The organism is Pseudonocardia sp. (assembly GCF_029263155.1).
Taxonomy (GTDB): domain Bacteria; phylum Actinomycetota; class Actinomycetes; order Mycobacteriales; family Pseudonocardiaceae; genus Pseudonocardia.
Window position 1 is genome coordinate 16,395 of record NZ_JAJCYB010000119.1, and the last position, 18,225, is coordinate 34,619.

The 18,225-nt window shown below is 74.4% G+C and carries 18 protein-coding genes; 10 read left to right on the plus strand and 8 right to left on the minus strand.

The genetic code is table 11. The features are described 5' to 3' along the window. The first annotated feature begins 101 nt into the window (after positions 1 to 101). The 5 genes from Q1K26_RS24790 (at position 102) to Q1K26_RS24810 (ending at position 4,426) form a co-directional block, all read left to right on the plus strand. Complete coding sequence (locus Q1K26_RS24790; RefSeq protein ID WP_300017833.1) at positions 102 to 1,574, plus strand: NAD-dependent succinate-semialdehyde dehydrogenase; 1,473 nt, start codon at positions 102 to 104, stop codon at positions 1,572 to 1,574. A 287-nt stretch (positions 1,575 to 1,861) separates the two neighbouring features. Then, positions 1,862 to 2,557, plus strand: coding sequence for an energy-coupling factor ABC transporter permease (locus tag Q1K26_RS24795; RefSeq protein ID WP_300017944.1), 696 nt, complete (start codon positions 1,862 to 1,864; stop codon positions 2,555 to 2,557). Further along, the gene (locus tag Q1K26_RS24800) at positions 2,554 to 2,901 is read left to right on the plus strand and encodes a PDGLE domain-containing protein (protein WP_300017836.1); all 348 of its coding nucleotides are present in this window, start codon (positions 2,554 to 2,556) and stop codon (positions 2,899 to 2,901) included. The genes Q1K26_RS24795 and Q1K26_RS24800 overlap by 4 nt, the downstream gene beginning before the upstream one ends. Beyond that, positions 2,901 to 3,665, plus strand: coding sequence for a cobalt ECF transporter T component CbiQ (gene cbiQ / locus Q1K26_RS24805; protein ID WP_300017839.1), 765 nt, complete (start codon positions 2,901 to 2,903; stop codon positions 3,663 to 3,665). Before Q1K26_RS24800 ends, cbiQ begins: the two co-directional genes overlap by 1 nt. Next, complete coding sequence (locus tag Q1K26_RS24810) at positions 3,662 to 4,426, plus strand: ABC transporter ATP-binding protein (protein WP_300017842.1); 765 nt, start codon at positions 3,662 to 3,664, stop codon at positions 4,424 to 4,426. The genes cbiQ and Q1K26_RS24810 overlap by 4 nt, the downstream gene beginning before the upstream one ends. Positions 4,427 to 4,820: 394 nt before the next feature. On the opposite strand, the gene Q1K26_RS24815 is transcribed toward Q1K26_RS24810, so the two are convergent. Genes Q1K26_RS24815 through Q1K26_RS24825 form a run of 3 tightly spaced genes read right to left on the minus strand, consistent with a single transcriptional unit; the run spans position 4,821 to position 7,490 of the window. Continuing rightward, entirely contained in the window at positions 4,821 to 6,173 is a 1,353-nt protein-coding gene (locus tag Q1K26_RS24815; RefSeq protein WP_300017845.1) for an SPFH domain-containing protein, read from the minus strand. A 30-nt stretch (positions 6,174 to 6,203) separates the two neighbouring features. Beyond that, positions 6,204 to 6,647 carry an NfeD family protein gene (locus Q1K26_RS24820; protein ID WP_300017848.1) on the minus strand — a complete coding sequence of 148 codons (444 nt, stop codon included), beginning with the start codon at positions 6,645 to 6,647 and terminating at the stop codon, positions 6,204 to 6,206. 33 nt (positions 6,648 to 6,680) lie between these two features. Continuing rightward, positions 6,681 to 7,490: a DUF3097 domain-containing protein gene (locus Q1K26_RS24825; protein WP_300017851.1), complete on the minus strand. Its 810-nt coding sequence runs from the start codon at positions 7,488 to 7,490 to the stop codon at positions 6,681 to 6,683. Positions 7,491 to 7,630: 140 nt separating this feature from the next. Here Q1K26_RS24825 and Q1K26_RS24830 point away from each other — a divergent pair, with 140 nt between their 5' ends. Beyond that, a complete protein-coding gene (locus tag Q1K26_RS24830; RefSeq protein WP_300017854.1) occupies positions 7,631 to 8,428 on the plus strand; it encodes a hypothetical protein in 798 nt (265 codons plus the stop codon). Between the two features lie 400 nt (positions 8,429 to 8,828). Here Q1K26_RS24830 and Q1K26_RS24835 read toward each other — a convergent pair whose 3' ends face one another. Next, positions 8,829 to 9,866, minus strand: coding sequence for a response regulator receiver protein (locus Q1K26_RS24835; RefSeq protein WP_300017857.1), 1,038 nt, complete (start codon positions 9,864 to 9,866; stop codon positions 8,829 to 8,831). A gap of 105 nt (positions 9,867 to 9,971) precedes the next feature. On the opposite strand from Q1K26_RS24835, the gene Q1K26_RS24840 reads away from it, so the two are divergent. After that, on the plus strand, positions 9,972 to 11,129 hold the full coding sequence (locus Q1K26_RS24840) for a tyrosine-type recombinase/integrase (RefSeq protein WP_300017860.1): 1,158 nt from the start codon (positions 9,972 to 9,974) through the stop codon (positions 11,127 to 11,129). Here Q1K26_RS24840 and Q1K26_RS24845 read toward each other — a convergent pair. From Q1K26_RS24845 to Q1K26_RS24855, 3 genes are all read right to left on the minus strand, one after another. Continuing rightward, a complete protein-coding gene (locus Q1K26_RS24845) occupies positions 11,126 to 12,712 on the minus strand; it encodes an alanine/glycine:cation symporter family protein (RefSeq protein ID WP_300017863.1) in 1,587 nt (528 codons plus the stop codon). The genes Q1K26_RS24840 and Q1K26_RS24845 overlap by 4 nt on opposite strands. Before the next feature lie 72 nt (positions 12,713 to 12,784). After that, the gene (locus tag Q1K26_RS24850; protein ID WP_300017866.1) at positions 12,785 to 13,213 is read right to left on the minus strand and encodes an anthrone oxygenase family protein; all 429 of its coding nucleotides are present in this window, start codon (positions 13,211 to 13,213) and stop codon (positions 12,785 to 12,787) included. After that, positions 13,214 to 14,077 carry an NAD(P)H-binding protein gene (locus tag Q1K26_RS24855; protein ID WP_300017869.1) on the minus strand — a complete coding sequence of 288 codons (864 nt, stop codon included), beginning with the start codon at positions 14,075 to 14,077 and terminating at the stop codon, positions 13,214 to 13,216. It abuts the gene before it with no gap. 138 nt (positions 14,078 to 14,215) lie between these two features. Here Q1K26_RS24855 and Q1K26_RS24860 point away from each other — a divergent pair, with 138 nt between their 5' ends. Next, entirely contained in the window at positions 14,216 to 15,169 is a 954-nt protein-coding gene (locus tag Q1K26_RS24860; RefSeq protein ID WP_300017871.1) for an AraC family transcriptional regulator, read from the plus strand. On the opposite strand, the gene Q1K26_RS24865 is transcribed toward Q1K26_RS24860, so the two are convergent. After that, complete coding sequence (locus Q1K26_RS24865; protein WP_300017874.1) at positions 15,150 to 17,102, minus strand: SpoIIE family protein phosphatase; 1,953 nt, start codon at positions 17,100 to 17,102, stop codon at positions 15,150 to 15,152. The genes Q1K26_RS24860 and Q1K26_RS24865 overlap by 20 nt on opposite strands. A 129-nt stretch (positions 17,103 to 17,231) precedes the next feature. Here Q1K26_RS24865 and Q1K26_RS24870 point away from each other — a divergent pair, with 129 nt between their 5' ends. Next, on the plus strand, positions 17,232 to 17,573 hold the full coding sequence (locus Q1K26_RS24870; RefSeq protein WP_300017877.1) for a metalloregulator ArsR/SmtB family transcription factor: 342 nt from the start codon (positions 17,232 to 17,234) through the stop codon (positions 17,571 to 17,573). After that, positions 17,570 to 18,199 carry an SRPBCC domain-containing protein gene (locus Q1K26_RS24875; RefSeq protein ID WP_300017880.1) on the plus strand — a complete coding sequence of 210 codons (630 nt, stop codon included), beginning with the start codon at positions 17,570 to 17,572 and terminating at the stop codon, positions 18,197 to 18,199. Before Q1K26_RS24870 ends, Q1K26_RS24875 begins: the two co-directional genes overlap by 4 nt. The last annotated feature ends 26 nt before the right edge of the window (positions 18,200 to 18,225 follow it).

Consider the following 18,225-nt stretch of genomic DNA (forward strand, 5'->3'; position numbering starts at 1 on the left):
GGCGGCACACAGGTCCGGCCCTGTGTGCCGGCCCCGCAACCTGTGTGCGAGCGGAGGCACGGGGGCTGCGTCGGCCGGGTCCGGGTGGCAGCATCACGGCCATGACTCCCAGCGACGAAGCCCGGGTCCTCGACGCCGTACCCACCGGCCTGTTCATCGGCGGCACCTGGCGCCCGGCCGCGGGCGGCGCCACCCTCGCCGTCGACGACCCGGCCACCGGAAAGACGCTGGTCGAGGTGGCCGACGCGCGCCCCGAGGACGGCATGGACGCCCTGGCGGCCGCGTGCGCCGCACAGGCCTCGTTCGCCGCCATGGCCCCCCGCGAGCGCGGGGAGATCCTGCGTCGCGCGTACGAGCTGATCATGTCGCGGGTCGACGACCTCGCGCTGCTGATGACCCTGGAGATGGGCAAACCGCTCGCCGAGTCCAAGGGCGAGATCGCCTACGCCGCGGAGTTCTTCCGCTGGTTCGGCGAGGAGGCCGTGCGGATCGACGGCGGCTACGCGATCGCGCCGGCCGGCACGAGCCGGTTCATGGTGCTCAAGCAGCCCGTCGGTGTCTGCCTGCTGATCACGCCCTGGAACTTCCCGATGGCCATGGGCACCCGCAAGATCGGCCCGGCGATCGCGGCCGGCTGCGCCATGGTGATCAAGCCGGCCGCGCAGACCCCGCTGTCGATGCACGCGCTGGCCGCGATCCTGGTCGAGGCCGGGCTGCCCGACGGGGTGCTCAACGTCGTCACCACCTCCGACGCGGGAGGCGTGATGGAGCCGCTGATCCGCGACGGCCGCGCCCGCAAGCTGTCGTTCACCGGCTCCACCGGGGTCGGCAAGCTGCTGCTGGAGCAGGCCTCGGAGAAGGTGCTCAAGACGTCGATGGAACTGGGTGGCAACGCGCCGTTCCTGGTGTTCGACGACGCCGACCTCGACAAGGCCGTCGACGGCGCGATGCAGGCCAAGATGCGCAACATGGGCGAGGCCTGCACCGCGGCCAACCGGTTCCTGGTGCACCGGTCCGTCGCCCCGGCGTTCGCCGACCGCATCGCCGAGCGGATGGGCGCGCTCGTGGTCGGCCGCGGCACCGAGGACGGCGTCCACGTCGGGCCGCTGGTGGACGCGAAGGGCCGCGACAAGGTGGTGGACCTGGTGCGCGACGCCGTCGACAAGGGCGCGGCCGTGAAGGTCGGGGCGCAACCCGGCGACGGGCCCGGGTACTTCTACCCGCCGACCGTGCTCACCGACGTGCCGCTGGCCGCCCGCTTGAGCCACGAGGAGATCTTCGGCCCGGTCGCCGCCATCACCGTCTTCGACGACGAGGACGAGGCTGTCGCCGCGGCCAACGACACCGAGTTCGGGCTGGTCAGCTACCTGTTCACGGAGAACCTCACGCGCGCGCTGCGGGTGAGCGAGCGCCTGGAGGCCGGGATGATCGGGCTCAACACCGGGCTCGTGTCCAACCCGGCGGCACCGTTCGGCGGCGTCAAGCAGTCCGGCCTGGGCCGCGAGGGCGGCAGCGTCGGCATCGACGAGTTCCTCGAGACCAAGTACGTCGCGATCGGCTACGACGGGAAGTAGTCACCGGCGCGCCGACGTGCGCTGCCGCCGCTCGCGTTCCGCGCGCCGGGCCGCGTTCCGCGCGCCGGGTTGCGTTTTGCGCGCTGTCGGCAGCGCGCGAGACACAGTTCGGCGCGCGAAACGGCGAGACGGGCCACGTGAGGCGCGCCGGCGCCACCGGAACCGCGCGCTACCGCACCTGGCCATTAGTTGCACAGTGATTGCGACTGCTGCGCCCTCGCGTCTAGCCTGGGCCCGTTCACCCGCCGGGGTGGCCGGACGTGAGGAGGCGCCGCGTGGTCCACGCCATGCACATGAGCGACGGGCTGGTGAACCCGCCGACGGCCGCGGTGTTCGGCCTGATCTCGGTGATCGGCCTGGCGATCGCGGCGAGCCGCGCGCGTCGTGACCTCGACGACCGCACCGCGCCGATGGCCGGGCTCGTCACCGCGTTCGTGTTCGCCGTCCAGATGATCAACTTCCCGATCCTGCCCGGCGCGTCGGGCCACCTGCTCGGTGGCGCGATCGTCGCGATACTCGTCGGGCCGTGGGTGGGTGCGATCTGCATCGCGATCGTGCTGGTCGTCCAGGCCCTGCTGTTCGCCGACGGCGGGCTCACGGCACTGGGCACGAGCATCTTCAACATGGCGCTGGTCGGGGTCTTCGTCGGCTATGCCGTGGCGTACCTGCTGCGCGGGCTGGCCCGGCGCGGACGGGGCGGCCTGCTCGCCACGGCCTTCCTGGCCGGCCTGGTCAACGTCGTGGTGGCCTCGCTGGGCTTCGTCCTGCAGTACGCGATCGGCGGAGCGGGCGGCGCGGACCTGGGCACCGTGTTCGCCCTGATGGTCGGGTTCCACACGCTGATCGGCATCGGCGAGGGCGTCATCACGGCCGCCACCGTGGGTGCGGTCGCCGCGTCCCGTCCGGACCTGGTCTACCTGCTGCGACGCCCGGCCCCACCGCTCGACGTCCGCGGCCGGGCCGCCGAGAGGACCACGTCATGACCTCGCCCACCACCGGCCGGCGGGCCACCGGGTTCTTCCTCGGCTTTCTCGTCGTGGCGCTGCTGATCGCCGGGGGCCTGTCCTACTTCGCCAGCGGCGACCCCGACGGGCTGGACTCGGTCACCCTCTCCGGATGCACGCTGAGCGAGGACGGCGAGCCCGCAGGCGGCACCTGCATCGCGCAGAACGCCGACGAACACGCGCTGGGCGACAGCCCGCTGGCCGACTACGCCATCGGTGGCGGCGAGGGCACCGTGGGCGCGGCGGGGATCATCGGCGTGCTGGTCACGCTCGTGGTCGCCGGCGGGCTGTTCTGGGTTCTGCGCCGCCGCGACCCCCGCTAGTGGGCGCCGGGCACTCCCACCCGCTCTACCTGCCCGGCTCCTCGCCGGTGCACCGGCTGCCGGCCGAGGTCAAGATCGTCTCGGCGTTCCTGGGCGTCGTGTGCGTGGTGGTGACGCCCCGCGAGGCGTTCGCCGTGTTCGGCGGCTACCTGCTGCTGCTCGCCGCCGTCTGGGCGATCGCACGGATCCCGCCGGGCTGGATCGCGGTGCGGTCACTGATCGAGGCGCCGTTCGTGGTGCTCGCGGTCCTGCTGCCGTTCACCGGCACGGGCCCGTTCGTCGAGTTCCTCGGGGTCACGCTGTCCGAGCCCGGGCTGCTCGGGGCGTGGAACATCCTGGTCAAGGGCACCCTCGGCGTGCTGACGTCACTGACCCTGGCCGCCACCACTCCCCTGCGCGACCTGCTGGTGGGCCTGCAGCGGCTGCGCGCTCCGTCGATGGTGGTCACGATCGCCACCCTGATGCTGCGCTACGTCGACGTCATCACCGGGGAGGCCCGCCGGATGCGCCTCGCGCGCATCTCCCGTGGCCACGACCCGCGGTTCCTGTGGCAGGCCGGGGCCACCGCACGCGGGGTCGGTGCCCTGTTCGTCCGCTCCTACGAGCGCGGCGAGCGCGTCCACCTGGCGATGCTGTCGCGCGGCTGGACCGGTGACATGCCACGGCTCTCCGACGCCGTCACGACCCGGCGGCACTGGGTGCTCGGGCTGGCTCCGGTCGTCGTCGCCGCCGCCCTGGCCACCACCGGCCTGGTGACCGCATGAGACCCTGCGCCGTGCCGGTGGATCGAACGCTCGCCCCGTCGCTGGCGGTCTCGGGTCTCGCGTTCGCCTACCCGGACGGGCACCAGGCCCTGTACGGGGTGGACCTGCGCATCGAGCGGGGCGAGCGGGTGGCGCTGCTGGGCCCCAACGGCGCCGGCAAGACCACGCTGGTGCTGCACCTCAACGGCATCCTGACGGCCGGGCACGGGTCGGTCGCCGTCGGCGGGTTGCCGGTGGCCAGGGAGAACCTGCGCGAGATCCGCCGCCGCGTCGGCATCGTCTTCCAGGACCCCGACGACCAGCTGTTCATGCCGACCGTCGCCGAGGACGTCGCGTTCGGGCCGGCCAACTTCGGCGTCACCGGCGACGCGCTCGCGGCCCGCGTCCGCACCGCCCTGGACCGGGTGGGGATGGCCGAACACGCCGACCGCTCGCCGCTGCACCTGTCCGGCGGGCAGCGCCGCCGCGTCTCGCTGGCCACCGTGCTGGCCTGCGAGCCGGAGATCCTGGTGCTCGACGAGCCGTCGTCCAACCTCGACCCGGTGGCCCGCCGCGAGCTGGCCGAGGTGCTCCTCGGGCTGGACGCGACGATGCTGATGGTCACCCACGACCTGCCCTACGCGCTGCAGCTGTGCCCGCGCAGCATCGTGCTCGACGACGGCGAGGTGGTGGCCGACGGCCCCACGCGCGAGCTGCTGGCCGATCCGGAGCTGCTGCGCCGCCACCGCCTGGAGCTCCCGTTCGGCTTCCACCTGGCCTGACCCGCCGCCCGGGATCACCGTCCGGAGAGCCCGGCGCCACCGGACCGACCGCGGGGTTCCGCCCCCTGCGTGGTCGCCCCCCGTCGAAGGCCTGCAGCTGCTGCTCGCCGTGGCGATCCCGTCGGCCCCGGCGGCCGCTCCCGGTTGCATGATCGGCGATCCGGAACCGGGAGGCGTGCCCCCGCCCCCTCCCGGTGCCAAGCCGACGATCACCCACGCGAACAGGACACGACACACCACCACCCGCTGCACGCGGCCCGGCCCCGGCCGCCGGGGCACCACCGAACAGCGGGGCGGGACCGGGTCGCGGCGGGGGCACCAGCCACCGGAGAGCACCTGGTCACCGGGGCGGGACCGGCTACCGGGGCGGCACCGGCGATCGGGCCGGCACCGGCTACTGCGGCGGCGGGGACGGGTAGCCGGGCCGCGGAGGGGGGTCCTCGGTGACGGTCGGCACACCCCGTGGCGGGGTGGGCTGCGAGCTCTCGGGCTCCGGGTCCGCGGCGGGCGCCGGACCGTTCGCGCGCTGCGACAGCTGCGCGGGCGGCGGGAGGTGCGGCGAGACGGGCGCGGACTCGGGAGCCTGCCGGGACGACGCCTGGGACGACGGCTGCGGCACCGGGACGGGCGAGGCACCCAGGGCGGGCACCTCCTTGCGCGCCTCCGCCTCGGCGTCGGCCACGACCTTCGCGATCTCCGGGTCGGTCGAGGTGTCGAACCAGTGCGCCATCGAGTCCTCGTCGTCCTGCGGGCGCGCCCGGTCGGCCGCCTCGTCCACCTCGGACGGGGTGAAGCGGAAGACGCCGTCCTCGCCGGGCGCGCCGAGCATGCGCGTGAAGCCCTCCAGCGCCTTGCCGAAGTCCGAGGGCACCATCCAGACCTTGTTCGCCTCGCCCTGCGCCATCTCGGGCAGCGTCTCCAGGTACTTGTAGGCCAACAGCTCCGGCGTGGGCCGGCCCGCCTTGATCGCGGCGAACACCTTCTCGATCGCCGCGGCCTCGCCCTGGGCCTCGAGGTACTTCGCGGCCCGCTCACCCTGGGCCCGCAGGATCGACGACTGCCGCTCGGCCTCGGCCTCCATGATCGCGGCCTGCTTGGCCCCCTCGGCCTGCAGGATCTGGCTCTGCTTCTGGCCCTCCGCGCTGCGGATCGCCGACTCCCGCTGGCCCTCGGCCGTCAGGATCATGGCGCGCTTCTCGCGGTCGGCCTTCATCTGGCGCTCCATCGACTCCTGGATGGACGCGGGCGGGTCGATCGCCTTGATCTCCACGCGGCCGACCCTTATCCCCCAGCGGCCGGTGGCGTCGTCGAGCTCGCCGCGCAGCACGGTGTTGATCTCGTCGCGGGAGGTGAGCGTGCCCTCCAGGCTCATGCCGCCGACGACGTTGCGCAGCGTGGTGGTGGTGATCTGCTCGACGCCGAGGATGTAGTCGGAGATCTCGTACACCGCGGCCTTGGGGTCGGTGACGGTGTAGTAGACGACGGTGTCGATGTTGACCGTCAGGTTGTCCTGCGTGATCACCGGTTGCGGCGGGAAGGAGACCACCTGCTCGCGCAGGTCGATGCGCTCGCGCACCTTGTCGATGAAGGGCACCAGGAACACCAGCCCGGGGTCGGCCGTGCCCTTGAACCGGCCCAGGCGCTCGATCACCGCGGCCGTGGCCTGCGGGATGATCTGCACGGCCTTGACGACCGACACCACGACGAGTGCCAGGAACAGCAGTCCGACGATCAACAGCGGATCCATCTCCACCTCTCCGTGCCCCGTGAGGGGCCGTTAGTCCTGCGAGTCCTGCGCGACCACCACGGCGGTGGCACCGGTGATCTCCACGACCAGCACGGTGCGCCCCGCCTCGATCACGTCGTCCTCGTGCACCGGCCGCGCCGACCACAGCTCGCCGCCGATCTTGACCCGGCCGCCGCCGCCGTCCACCCGGGCGATCACGACGGCCTGTCGGCCCTCCAGCGCCCGGTGGTGCATCCGGCCGTCCTCGATCTGGTGCTCCATCCTGCGGCGCAGGGCCGGTCGGACCGCGAACACCAGCAGCGGCGCCACGATCACGAAGGCGATCACGCCGGCCACCGGTCCGCCGACCAGGAACGTGACGCCTGCCGCGGCGAGGGCCCCGCCGCCCAGCATCAGGAGCACGAACTCCCCGGACAGCACTTCGGCGGCGATCAGCGCCAGGCCCACGATGAGCCAGATCACAGCCGGGGTCATGCCCCGATCCTGCCAGAAGTCCGCGGTGGGTGATCAGCCCGTCACGAAATCGATGAGTTGCTCCACGGCCCCGATGAGCGGCGTCTCCAGATCCCGGAAGTTCCGCACGGACCCGAGCACCCGCCGGGCGCCGTCGGCGGGCTCGCCCCAGCGCAGGGCGGCGCAGACGCCGGTCTTCCAGTCGGTGCCGCGCGGCACCCGGGGCCACGCCCGGATGCCGACGACCGAGGGCTTGACCGCCTCCCACACGTCGACGTACGGGTGTCCGGTGACGAGCACGTGCGGCCCCGCGACGGCGTGCGCCGCGCGGGTCTCCTTCGAGCCGGCGACGAGGTGGTCGACCAGGATCCCCAGGCGCCGGTGCGGCCCCGGGCCGAAGTCGGCGACGGCGGCCGCGAGGTCGTCCATGCCGTGCATCGGCTCGACCACCACCCCCTCGACGCGCAGGTCGTGCCCCCAGACCGTCTCGACGAGCGCCGCGTCGTGGATGCCCTCGACCCAGATCCGCGCCGCGCGGGCCGTGCGCGCCCGGTGGTTCGGGACCGCCACCGACCCGGACGCCGACCGGGCCGGCCCCGCGGGCGCCCGTCGGGGGACGACCAGCGTCGACGGCACGCCCTCGACGAGGAACGCGGCCGGGCGCAGCGGGAACACGCGGCGCCTCCCGTGCCGGTCCTCCAGAGTCACCTCGCGCACGTTCACCGTGACGACCGCGCCGCAGAATCCCGCGGGGTCCTCGACGACGAGCCCGGTGTCGGCGGGGACCTCCGGGATCTCCCGCCGCACCACGCGCCGGGTGCCGTCGGAGCCGAAGGCGCCGCGGTAGTCGTGGGCTCGCGTCATGCCCGTTTTCTACCCGCGCCGCGCCGCGCCCGGCGGCACCGACACACCGGACGACGGTGACCTGCGGTGACGCAGCGTGTCCGGGGTCACCCGCCCGGCAGAAGTGCGACACGGGCGGGTTCATCGCTAGCCTGGCCCCCGTGCCCCGGCCCTCCGCGACCTTCACCGTGTGGGCGTCGGCCTGGCTGGCCGGCGCCGCTGCGCCCGACGACGTGCTCGACGCGCTCGGGCCGTGGGCCCTGGCGCACGACGTGCAGGCCGCCGACGAGGCCACCGCCGACACCACCACGCTGCCCCCGCCCGGCTCCCCGGTGAGCTCGCTGGCGTTCCTCCTGGCCCTGCTGCGCCGCACCACGCCGCGCGGCCCCGCCCGCCTCGTGCTCCCGGTGCCCGGTGACGTGCGCGGACTGCCCGGGCCCGGCGCCTTCAGCCGCGAGGCCACCGCGGCGGGTGAGGGGGTGCTGTTCGCCGATGCGGGCCTGGGCATCGTGCCCACCACGGTCGCGGAGAACGTGCTGCGGTGGACCGTGTTCCCGGTGCCCGACCCGGGCCCGCCCGTCGAGTTCGTGGCGCTGGGCCAGGCCGAGCGGGAGCTGCGCGAACAGGTGCGGCAGTCGGCGTCGGTGCTCACCTCGCTCGGCGTGGCCCGGCACCGGCCCGGGGTCCGCGAGGAGATCGCGGCCGCGCTGCGGGCGCGCCCGGAGTCCCTGTGGCCCGCCGGCATGCCCGGGCAGGCGCTGCGCGTGCTGCAACACGCCGACGAGGTGGAGGCCATCCTCGCCGCCGCGTCGGTCGACGAGCCCGGCGGCGCGCTGTCCGCCTCGGCGGCCGCGGCCCGCCGCGAGGCGCTGCGCCCCATCGAGACCGCCGTACGCATCGCCCGGCGTGCGGCGGTGGCCGAGGCGGTCCGGGTGCTGGCGGCCAGCCCCCTGGTCTGACCCGCACCCCCACCGGGGGGGTCGCGGCCCTCGCACACCCCTCGGGCCGTCGCAGATGCTCCAGCCTCTGCGACAGGCTGTGCGCTGTGCGACAACCGTCCGTCGCAGGTCTCCCCGGCCGCTCCGGCTCCATCGATGAGTTCCCGGGCCGCCGGGCGTGCAGCCCGCCCACACCGGCCGGCGGGCAGCCCGGCCCGCCACGGTGTTCCTCGACAGCGGCGTCCTCGCCGCGGTCAGCGCCTCCGGGCCGGCGATGTCCGGTTCGCTCGGCCTGCCGGACCGGGGATAAGCCCCGCGTGGACCCCGCGCGACAGCCCGACCCGAACCGGTGGGAGACCGAGGTGGCGCTGCGGATGCGGTGACCGCACGCGGAACCGACCGACGAGACTGCGGCCGGGCCCTACGGCTCGGCGGCCGGTCGGGCGCTGGTCGCGGCCGCCACCAGCGCACGCAGCTCGGCGGCGGTGTCGCTGCGGGCCTCGGCCAGCTCGGCCCGCACGCGCTCCAGATCGGCGTCGGCGCGCAGGCGCAGGGCGCGCTCCCCCTCGGCCCGCTCGACGGCGACCCGCAGCTCCCGCTCGGCCCGCTCCCGCGCCGTACGCTCCGCGGCCGCGGTCCGGTCCGCCGCGGCCGCGCGCCCCTGCGCCTCCTCACGCGCGGCGGCCGCGGCGCTCCCCCGGTCCTCGGCCCGCAGGCGCTGCTCCACCGCGGCGTCTCGTTCGGCCCGCAGCCGGCCCGCCGACTCCTCCGCCTCGCGCGCCCTGACCCGGGCCGCCTCCGCATCGGCCGTGGCCCGTTCCGCCCGCACCGCCGCCTCCCGGGTCGTGGTGGCGGCGGCGTCGCGTTCCTGCTCCATCCGGGCGGCCCGCTGCTCGGCGGCGGCGTGGTCGGTCACGGCCCGGTCGGCCGCCTGCCGCGCCGCGCCCAGCGCCTCGGTCGCGTCCAGCGCCTGGCGCGCGGCAGCCGCCGCACGTTCCACGGCCTCGGCCCGCTCGGCGGTGGCGCGGCGGGCCACGTCACGGGCCTCGCGGGTGAGGGTCTCGGCCTTCTCGCGGTCCCGCTGCGCCGCCAGCCGCGCCGCCTCGGCGGCGGCGACCTGCCGGTGCGCCACCTCGACCGCGGCGACCGCCTCCGCCGCCACCTCGTCGAGCCGGGCGGTGACGCCGTCGAGTGCGGCCAGCAGCGCGGCGACCGGGGACCGGATCGCGTCGACGTGCTCGCGGAGCCGGTCGGCGTCGAGGTGGTAGGCGGTGCGGCCGGAGTCGAGGCCCAGCGCGTCGAGCGCGTCCCGCTCCGCGCGGGCCATCTGGGCACACGTGCGGTCGTCGTCCCAGCGGGTGTCGCGGCAGAACGTGCGCGGCCGCCCGCCCCGGGGCCCCGGCGCGGGCAACTCGGCACGACACCGGCTGTAGCCGCAGCGTGCGACCTCGTCGACCATTTCGGAACAGTATCAGACAACATGTACTCAGTTGATCGGTTTACACAACCGAACCAGCCACCAACGAAACTGGTGTTTCGTTGGTCGTCTGGCACCATGGTCCGGGTGACCGACGCCCTCGCCGTGTACGAGTCCGATCCGCGGTCACGGACGGACCCGGGGATCGGGACCGGCTGGCCCGGCGTCGCCGATCCCGACGCGCTGCGCGCCCTGCTGGCCGACTGGCTGAGCCAGTACGCCAACGCCGGCACCCGCCGCACCTACGCCTACGCGCTGGGCCTGCCGGTGGCCTGGGTCGATCCCGGCCCCCCGCCCCGCGCCGGGGCCCGGCCGCCCGCCGCCGCGCCCGGCCCGCTGCACGACCTGGCGTGGTTCCGCTGGTGCGCCCGCCGCGAGCTGGACCCCCGCGTCGCCACCGCCGCCGACGTCAAGACCTGGCTGCACGCCCTGCACGGCGCGGGCGCGCAGCGGCGGACCCGGCAGCGGATGCTCTCCACCCTGTCGGCCCTCTACGGCCACCTGGCCGAGACCGGGGCCGTCGCGGCGAACCCGGCGGCGCTCAACCGGGCCCGGCTCGGGCTGTCGACCGGGGCCCGCGACGCCTCCCCCACCGTCCGGCTCACCGCCGAGCAGCTCCGCGCCCTGCTGCTGGCCGCGGCGGAGCTGCACTACACGCGCGACCCGCGCACCGCCCGGCTCTACGCCCTGCGGGCGGTGGCCTACGTGGCCCTGCTGACCCTGGGCCTGCGCATCTCCGAACTCGTCGGGCTCGACCGCGACGACCTGTACCGCACCGGCGGCGACGAGGTGCTGCGGGTGCGGGGCAAGGGCGGGCTGCACCGCGAGGTGTACGTCCCCGCGCCGGTGCGGGCGGCGCTGACCGAGTACCTCGCCGAGCGGGACCGCCTGTCGGGCGCCACCGTCCCGGCCCGCCGCGGCCACGGCGGGCCGCGCTCCCCGCTCATCGCCACCCGCGCGGGGGGTCGCTGCTCCCGCGTCGATCTCTACTCGCTGCTGCGGCGCGTCGCCGCCGGTGCCGGGCCCGCGCTCGACGGGGTGGCCGACCGGGTGCACCCGCACGCGCTGCGCCACGCCTACGTCACCATCGCCCTGGAACAGGACGCCCGGATCCAGCACGTCCAGGCCGACGTGGGGCACGCCTCGATCGCCACCACCCAGCACTACGACCGCGGCCGCCGCACCCGCGACACCACCGCGGCCGACCTGGTGGCCGCGGCGATCGCCGCGGCCACCGGACGCTAGTCGAGCGTCTTCTGCAGGTCCCGCACCTCCCCGGTGCGCAGCTTCGCCCGGTACTCGCGCACCTCGCGCTTCACCACCGGGGCCAGCAGGTAGAGCCCGATGATGTTGACCAGGGCGAGCAGGAACAGCACGGCGTCGGCGAAGCTGAGCACGCTGCCCAGCGTGAGGACCGACCCGACGACCACGAACAGCGAGAACATGACCTGGTAGATGCGCTCGGTGAGCATGCTCTTGCCGAACAGGTAGGTCCACGCCTTCTGCCCGTAGTAGCCCCAGGTGATGATCGTGGAGATGGCGAAGAGCGCCACGGCCACCGTCAGGATGAGGGGGAACCACGGGAGCACGGTGGCGAACGCGTCGGAGGTGACGACGACGCCGTCGGTGTCGGTCACGCCACCCGCGGCGAAGGCGAGCGTCTGCGCCTCCTGGTAGAACGCGGTGCCCGCGATGATGATGGTCAGCGCGGTCATGGTGCAGATGACCACCGTGTCGATGAACGGCTCCAGCAGCGCGACGTAGCCCTCGGTGACCGGGTGCTTGGTCTTCACCGCCGAGTGTGCGATCGGTGCCGAGCCCAGGCCCGCCTCGTTGGAGAACGCGGCGCGCTGGAACCCGACGATCAGGGCCCCGATCACGCCACCGGCCACGCCCGCACCGGTGAACGCCCCGGCGAAGATGGCGCCGAAGGCGGCGGGGACCTGCGGCAGGTTGACCGCGATCACGATGATGCACGCCGTGACGTAGACGACGGCCATGGTCGGCACCAGCCGGCTCGTGACCTTGCCGATCGAGGTGATGCCGCCGAAGATCACCGCGCCGACGATCAGGGCCAGCACGATGCCGAAGATCAGGGCCGGGCCGTCGCCGCCGAGCGGGCCGGTCTCGCCGCCGGTGACGTTGCGCAGCTGCGCGAAGGTCTGGTTGGCCTGGAACATGTTCCCGCCGGCGATCCCGAAGAACAGGATGAACAGCGCGGCCAGCGCGGCGAGCACCCGCCCGAGCACCGCTCCGACCGCGCCCGGGAGCCGCTCGGCGACCCCCTTGCGCAGGTAGTGCATGGGACCGCCGGACACCGTGCCGTCGGCGTGCACCTCGCGGTACTTCACGCCCAGGGTGCACTCGACGAACTTCGTGCACATCCCCAGCAGCCCGGCGACGATCATCCAGAACGTGGCGCCGGGCCCGCCGATCGTCATCGCGACGCCGACACCGGCGATGTTGCCGAGCCCGACCGTGCCCGAGACCGCCGAGCTCAGCGCCTGGAAGTGGTTGATCTCGCCGGGCTCGTCGTCGGTGGTGTAGCGACCGCGGACGATCCGCAGCGCCAGCCCGAAGCTGCGGAACTGCACGAAACCGAAGTAGACGGTGAACACCGCCGCGGCGAGCACCAGCCAGCCGACGATCCAGGGGAAGGTGGCCCCGAAGACGGTGATCTCGGCGAACACGAAGGCCGACACGCCGTCGGAGATCGGGTCGAAGACCGAGTTGATGGCGTTCTCGATGTCGGCGAGGGTTCCGCCGCCTGCTGCGAGAAGGTGTTCCGGCGGGCTGGTGGCCCCGGGCATCGCCCCTGTGAGTGACATGAGTCAGGAGCAGACCGGAAAATCGGCGTTTCGGCAACAGGTGATTCCGATCGTGACAAACCGTTACGCAGGTCAGCTCGCCACCAGGAACGCGGTCGCCACCGCCGTGACGAGCGCCCGCACGTGGTTCCAGCGGGTCCAACGGACCAGGTAGCGTTCCCAGGCCGGCTCGTCCGCGGCCAGGGCGATGTTCATCGGCACGTTGACCGCCGCCGTCACCCCGATGGCGCCCCCGAGGTACAGCGCGGCGCCGACCGCGGCACCCGCTGACCCGCCCGTCACGCCGACCGCCACCACGAGCGCCGCGGACACCAGCGCCGTCCCGGCGAACAGGGCGAGGAACACCGGGTTCAGGATCGCGTCGTTGAACGCGCGCATCGCGGCGGCGCCCTGCCCGGCCGGGAGTCCCCGCAGCCCCGGCATCACCGACACCGAGAACGCGAGGAACAGCCCGGCCACCAGGCCGCTGCCGACCGCGGCGAGTGCCTGCAGCAGGGGCACTCAGACCACCTGTCCCACCAGCTCGCCGACCAGGTCCTCGAACCGGGTGGGCGTCGTGTTCTCCGGCGTCCGTCCCGCCATCGGGGCGACCCGCCCGTCGTTGATCGCCTCGCACATCGCCACGTGCAGCCCGGCGGCGTCGGCGGAGAAGCCCGCGCCCGTCAGTGCACCGATCATCTCGTCCGCGGGCAGCCGGACGTAGGGCAGGTCCGGGCGTCCCAGCCGGGCACCGAGGATCGCGGCCATCTCGACCGGGGTGAGGTCGCGCGGGCCGAGCAGCTCCACGATCCCGGTACGGTCTCGGGCGGCGAGCGCCGATGCGGCGGCGGCGGCCACGTCGCGGGTGGCGACCATCGGGACGGCGATGTCGGGGGCCAGCGCGTCCGCGACGACGCCGTGCTCGGCGACCACCGGCAGCGCCGCGGCGGCGTTGTCCTGGAACCAGGTCGGCCGCAGCACCAGCAGGGGGACGCCGGTCGCCCGCAGCCGCTGCTCCTGCGCGTGCAGGGCCTCGATGAACCCGGTGCCGGCCGGGCGATCGGCGCCCACGGCGCTGAGCGCGACGACGTACCCGACACCGGACGCGCGGACGGCCGCGGCGATCGCCTCGCCCTTGGCGTCCTGGGCGGCGCGGTGGTCGGGCTCGGCGGCGTCGTCGGGCAGCATGGTGAACACGGCGTCGGCGCCGCGGAACGCGTCGGTCAGGAACGCGGCGTCGGCGGCGTCGCCCGCGCAGGGGTCGGCGCCGGTCGCCGCGATCCGGTTCGCGCTGCGTCCGACGCCGCGGACGTCGTGGCCCTGCTCGCGGAGCAGCCGGACGACCCGGTGTCCGATGTGGCCGGTCGCGCCCATCACGGTGATCATGTCGGTTCCTCTCGTCGGGAGTTGATGCGTCCAGGTTGGCGGCCCACCTGCGGACGATCCATGCCCGCCGATCGCGGATCCGTGCTCGATCGTCCAGCACCGTGGACGATCGGTACCCCCGTCGCCGACACTGGGACCGTGGACGCACCGTGGCTCGCCGCCCCGCCCGATCCCCTCGCCGAGGCGCTGCACCACCTCCGCATGAGCGGGGTGTTCTACTGCCACTCCGAGCTCACGGCCCCGTGGGGCCTGACCATGCCGGCGATGCCGGGCTGCCTGTGGTTCCACGCCGTCACGGCCGGCGAGTGCCTGCTGGAGTTCGACGGCACCGAGCCGCTGGTGCTGCGGGCGGGCGACGTCGCGGTGGTCCCGCACGGCGGGGGCCACCGCGGGCTCAGCGAGCCGGGAGCGATCACCCCGAACGTGCTGGACCTGCCCCACCAGTTCACGGGCGACCGCTACGCGGTGCTGCGCCACGGATCGGGCGGCGCACTCACCTCGATGCTGTGCGGCGCGGTGCAGTTCGACAGCCCGGCCGCCCGCGCGGTGGTGGCCCAGCTGCCCCCGACGCTGCACCTCACCGCATCCCCCCGGACCGAGGCCATGCAGGCCACGATGGGGTTGATCGCGGCCGAGGCCCGCGACCTGCGTCCGGGCGGTGAGGCGATCCTGACCCGGCTGTCCGACGTGCTGGTCGTGCAGGCGGTGCGGTCGTGGCTGGAGACCGATCCCGTCGCGCGCACCGGCTGGCTCGGCGCGCTGCACGACCCGCAGATCGGCCGGGCGGTCGCCGCCGTGCACCGCGACCCGGCCCGCGCCTGGACGGTGGCCGCGCTGGCCGCCGAGGTGCCGATGTCGCGCTCGGCGTTCGCGGCCCGGTTCACCGCCCTGGTCGGCGAGCCCGCCCTGGCCTACGTCACCCGCTGGCGGATGCACCTCGCCCTGGACCGGCTGCGCGCCGACGACCCGCTGAGCGAGGTGGCCGGACGGCTGGGGTACCGGTCGGAGGCCGCGTTCAGCCGCGCCTTCAAGCGGGTGACCGGGACCTCCCCCGGGGCGGCCCGCCGGACGGTCAGGACTCCGACACCGTGACGATGCGGTCGAGGTCGCTGAGCACGATGGCGTGCCGGGCGGGCGAGCCGTGGGGCACGACGAACCGCAGCGCGCGGCCGTCGGCGGCCATGTCCTCGACGAAGTCGTAGAGCACCTGGATCCCCGCGCTGGCCAGGTGCGTGACCTGCCCCAGGTCGACGACCAGCGGCAACGCGCCGCCCCGGCTGGCCGACCACAGCTCGCGGCGCAGGTCCGCCGCGGTGCTCAGGTCGAGCGGCCCGCCGAGCGCGACCCACGGCTCGGCCGTCGGGGTGAGGGTGACGCTCATCCTCGACGGGCGGGGCGCACCGTGGGCCGCGCCCGCCGTGGCCGGGCTGACCACGGGCTCGCGGCGCAGACCGCGGTCGAGCAGCAGGACCGTGCCCTCGGCGGTGTCGTCGATCTCGACGGTGTCCATGCAGCCGCGCATCATCATCAGCCCGCGCCCGCGACGACCCGGGTCGGCCGGGGCGGGGCGCCACTCCCCGTGATCGATCACGCTCATGCAGACGCGGCCCTGGCCGTCGAGGGTGCCCTCGACGCGCACGGTGCCCGTGGCGCCCGCGTAGGCGTGCTCGACGCTGTTGGTGACCGCCTCCAGCACGGCGATCTCGATCGACGCGATGTCGGACTCGCCGGCACCCAGATCGGTGAGCCAGACCTCCAGGGCGCGACGCAGCGTGGAGAGCCGCGCGGGCACGGCCGGGATCTCCGTGGCGAAGTCGGGCACCGCCGCGTCGGTGCGACGCACGGCCAGCACGGTGACGTCGTCGTGGTAGCCGTGGCGGGTCATCCGCTCGACGGTCAGCTCCGCGACCCGGTCGGTGGCGTCGGCCGACATGAGGGCACCGGGTCCCGTGCGCATCGCCGACGAGGCGACGTCGGCCAGCTCGGTGAGACCGACGGTGAGGTCCTGCCCGGGGCGCTCCACGAGGCCGTCGGAGTAGCAGAGCAGCAGGTCACCGGGCGCGAGGGTGGCCGTGCCGACGGTGACGGCCGGTCCCGCCACACCGAGCGGGCCCCCACCGGGGGCGGGCAGGAAGCGCGCGCCGCCGCCGACGGAGACCACCAGCGGGGGCGGATGCCCCGCACACACGTAGCGCAGCGACCCGCCCGGGTCGACGAGGACGACGCAGACGGTGGCCCCGCGCGCCCCGGGGACGCGGCCCGCGAAGCCGTCCAGCCGGGCCAGCACGGTGTCGAGGTCGTCGCCGTCGAGCAGGAACTCTACGAGCACCGCGCGGAGCTGCGCCATGATCGCCGACGCCGCGGCCCCGTGGCCGACGACGTCCCCGACGACGGCGGCGACGGTGCCGTCCAGGGCGACGGCCTCGAACCAGTCGCCCCCGGCCGCCTGCTCGCCGCCCGCCACGAGGTGGTGCGCCGCGATCCGCATGCCCGGCAGTACCGGCAGGCCGTCGGGGAGCAGGCTGCGCTGCAGGGTGAGGACGACGTCGTGCGCAGCCTCGTAGCGCTCGCGCAGCGCGGCGGTGTCGACCTCCAGTGCCCGCCGGCTCCGCACCTTCGCCGTCACGTCGGTGAACTCGCACGCGACCCCGCCGATCGTGCCGTCAGGCCGGTGCAGCGCGATGAGCACGAGGTCGACGAACCGCTCGTCCCCGTCGGCGTGGCCGTCGACCTGGATCCGCCACTCCACGCCGGTGAACGGGTTCCCGGTGCGGTAGACCTCGTCGTGGCGGCGGATGACGTTCTGCCCGACACCCTCCGACCACATCTCGCGCAGCGGGCGGCCGAGGATCCCCGGCCGGTCGGCGAGGAAGGTGCGGGCGGACCGGTTGGCGCCGACCACCACGTGCTCGGGGCCGTCGTAGACGATGACGCCGGAGGGCAGCTCCTCGACCGCCCGCACGAACGTGTCGGGGTCCGAGGTCGTGACGTGCTCGATCGTCCCGTCGAGAGGGAGGTCCGGCATCGGCCGCTCCAGTGTTCTCGGTTGCGCGGAGCGTACCCATCCGACTACGGCCCACGACGAAGGCCCCGGTGGTGCGACCCTAACTACCGCCCTTTGTTTATATAAGTAATGCATGGTATAATTCGGGTCGTGCACGCGTTCGACGTCCTCGGCGACCCCGTACGGCGACGCATCCTCGAACTGCTCGCCGACGGCGAGCAGACCTCCGGTGCGGTCACCGCCACGGTCCGCAGCGAGTTCGGCATCTCGCAGCCCGCCGTGTCGCAGCACCTGAAGGTGTTGCGGGACAACGGGTTCGCCACGGTCCGGGCCGAGGGGACGCGCCGGCTCTACGCCGTGGCACCCGAGCCGCTGCAGCAGGTCGACGCCTGGCTCGACCATTTCCGGCGCTTCTGGACCCCGCGCCTGGACGCGCTGGACACCGAGATCGCCCGCGGCAGGCGGGACCGCGGCAGGAGGGATCCACAATGATCGACGTCACCCACGAGATCAGCGCCGGCACCCGCACCGTCGGGTCCCGCACCCTCGCGGCGGGCGAGGCCCGCGTCGTGACGATCACCCGGACCTACCCCACCGACCTCGACGATCTCTGGGACGCCTGCACCACCGCCGGTCGGATCGCCCGCTGGCTCGGCCCGGTCGACGGCGACCTGCGACCCGGTGGCCGCTACCGGCTGGAGGGGAACGCCGAGGGCACGGTCGAGCACTGCGACCCGCCGCACGGGTTCTCCGCCACGTGGGAGTTCGGCGGCGAGGTCAGCTGGATCGAGTTGCGCCTCGCTCCCGTGGACGCCGTGCACACCCGGTTCACGCTCGAACACGTGGCCCACGTCGACGACGAGCGATGGGCCGAGTTCGGCCCCGGGGCCGCCGGGGTCGGGTGGGACCTGGCCCTGCTCGGGCTGGGCCTGCACCTCGGGGACCCCGCCGGTCGCTTCGACGAGGAGACCTGGGCCGCTTCGGAGGAGGGCCGGAGGTTCGTGGCGGCCTCCGGCGCGGCCTGGTTCGCCGCGGACGTGGTGTCCGGTACGGACGAGGCCGGCGCCCGCGCCGCGGCCGACCGCACGATCACCTTCTACTCCGCGACCCCCGCCTGACACCGCGCACCCGCGACAGCGCGGCG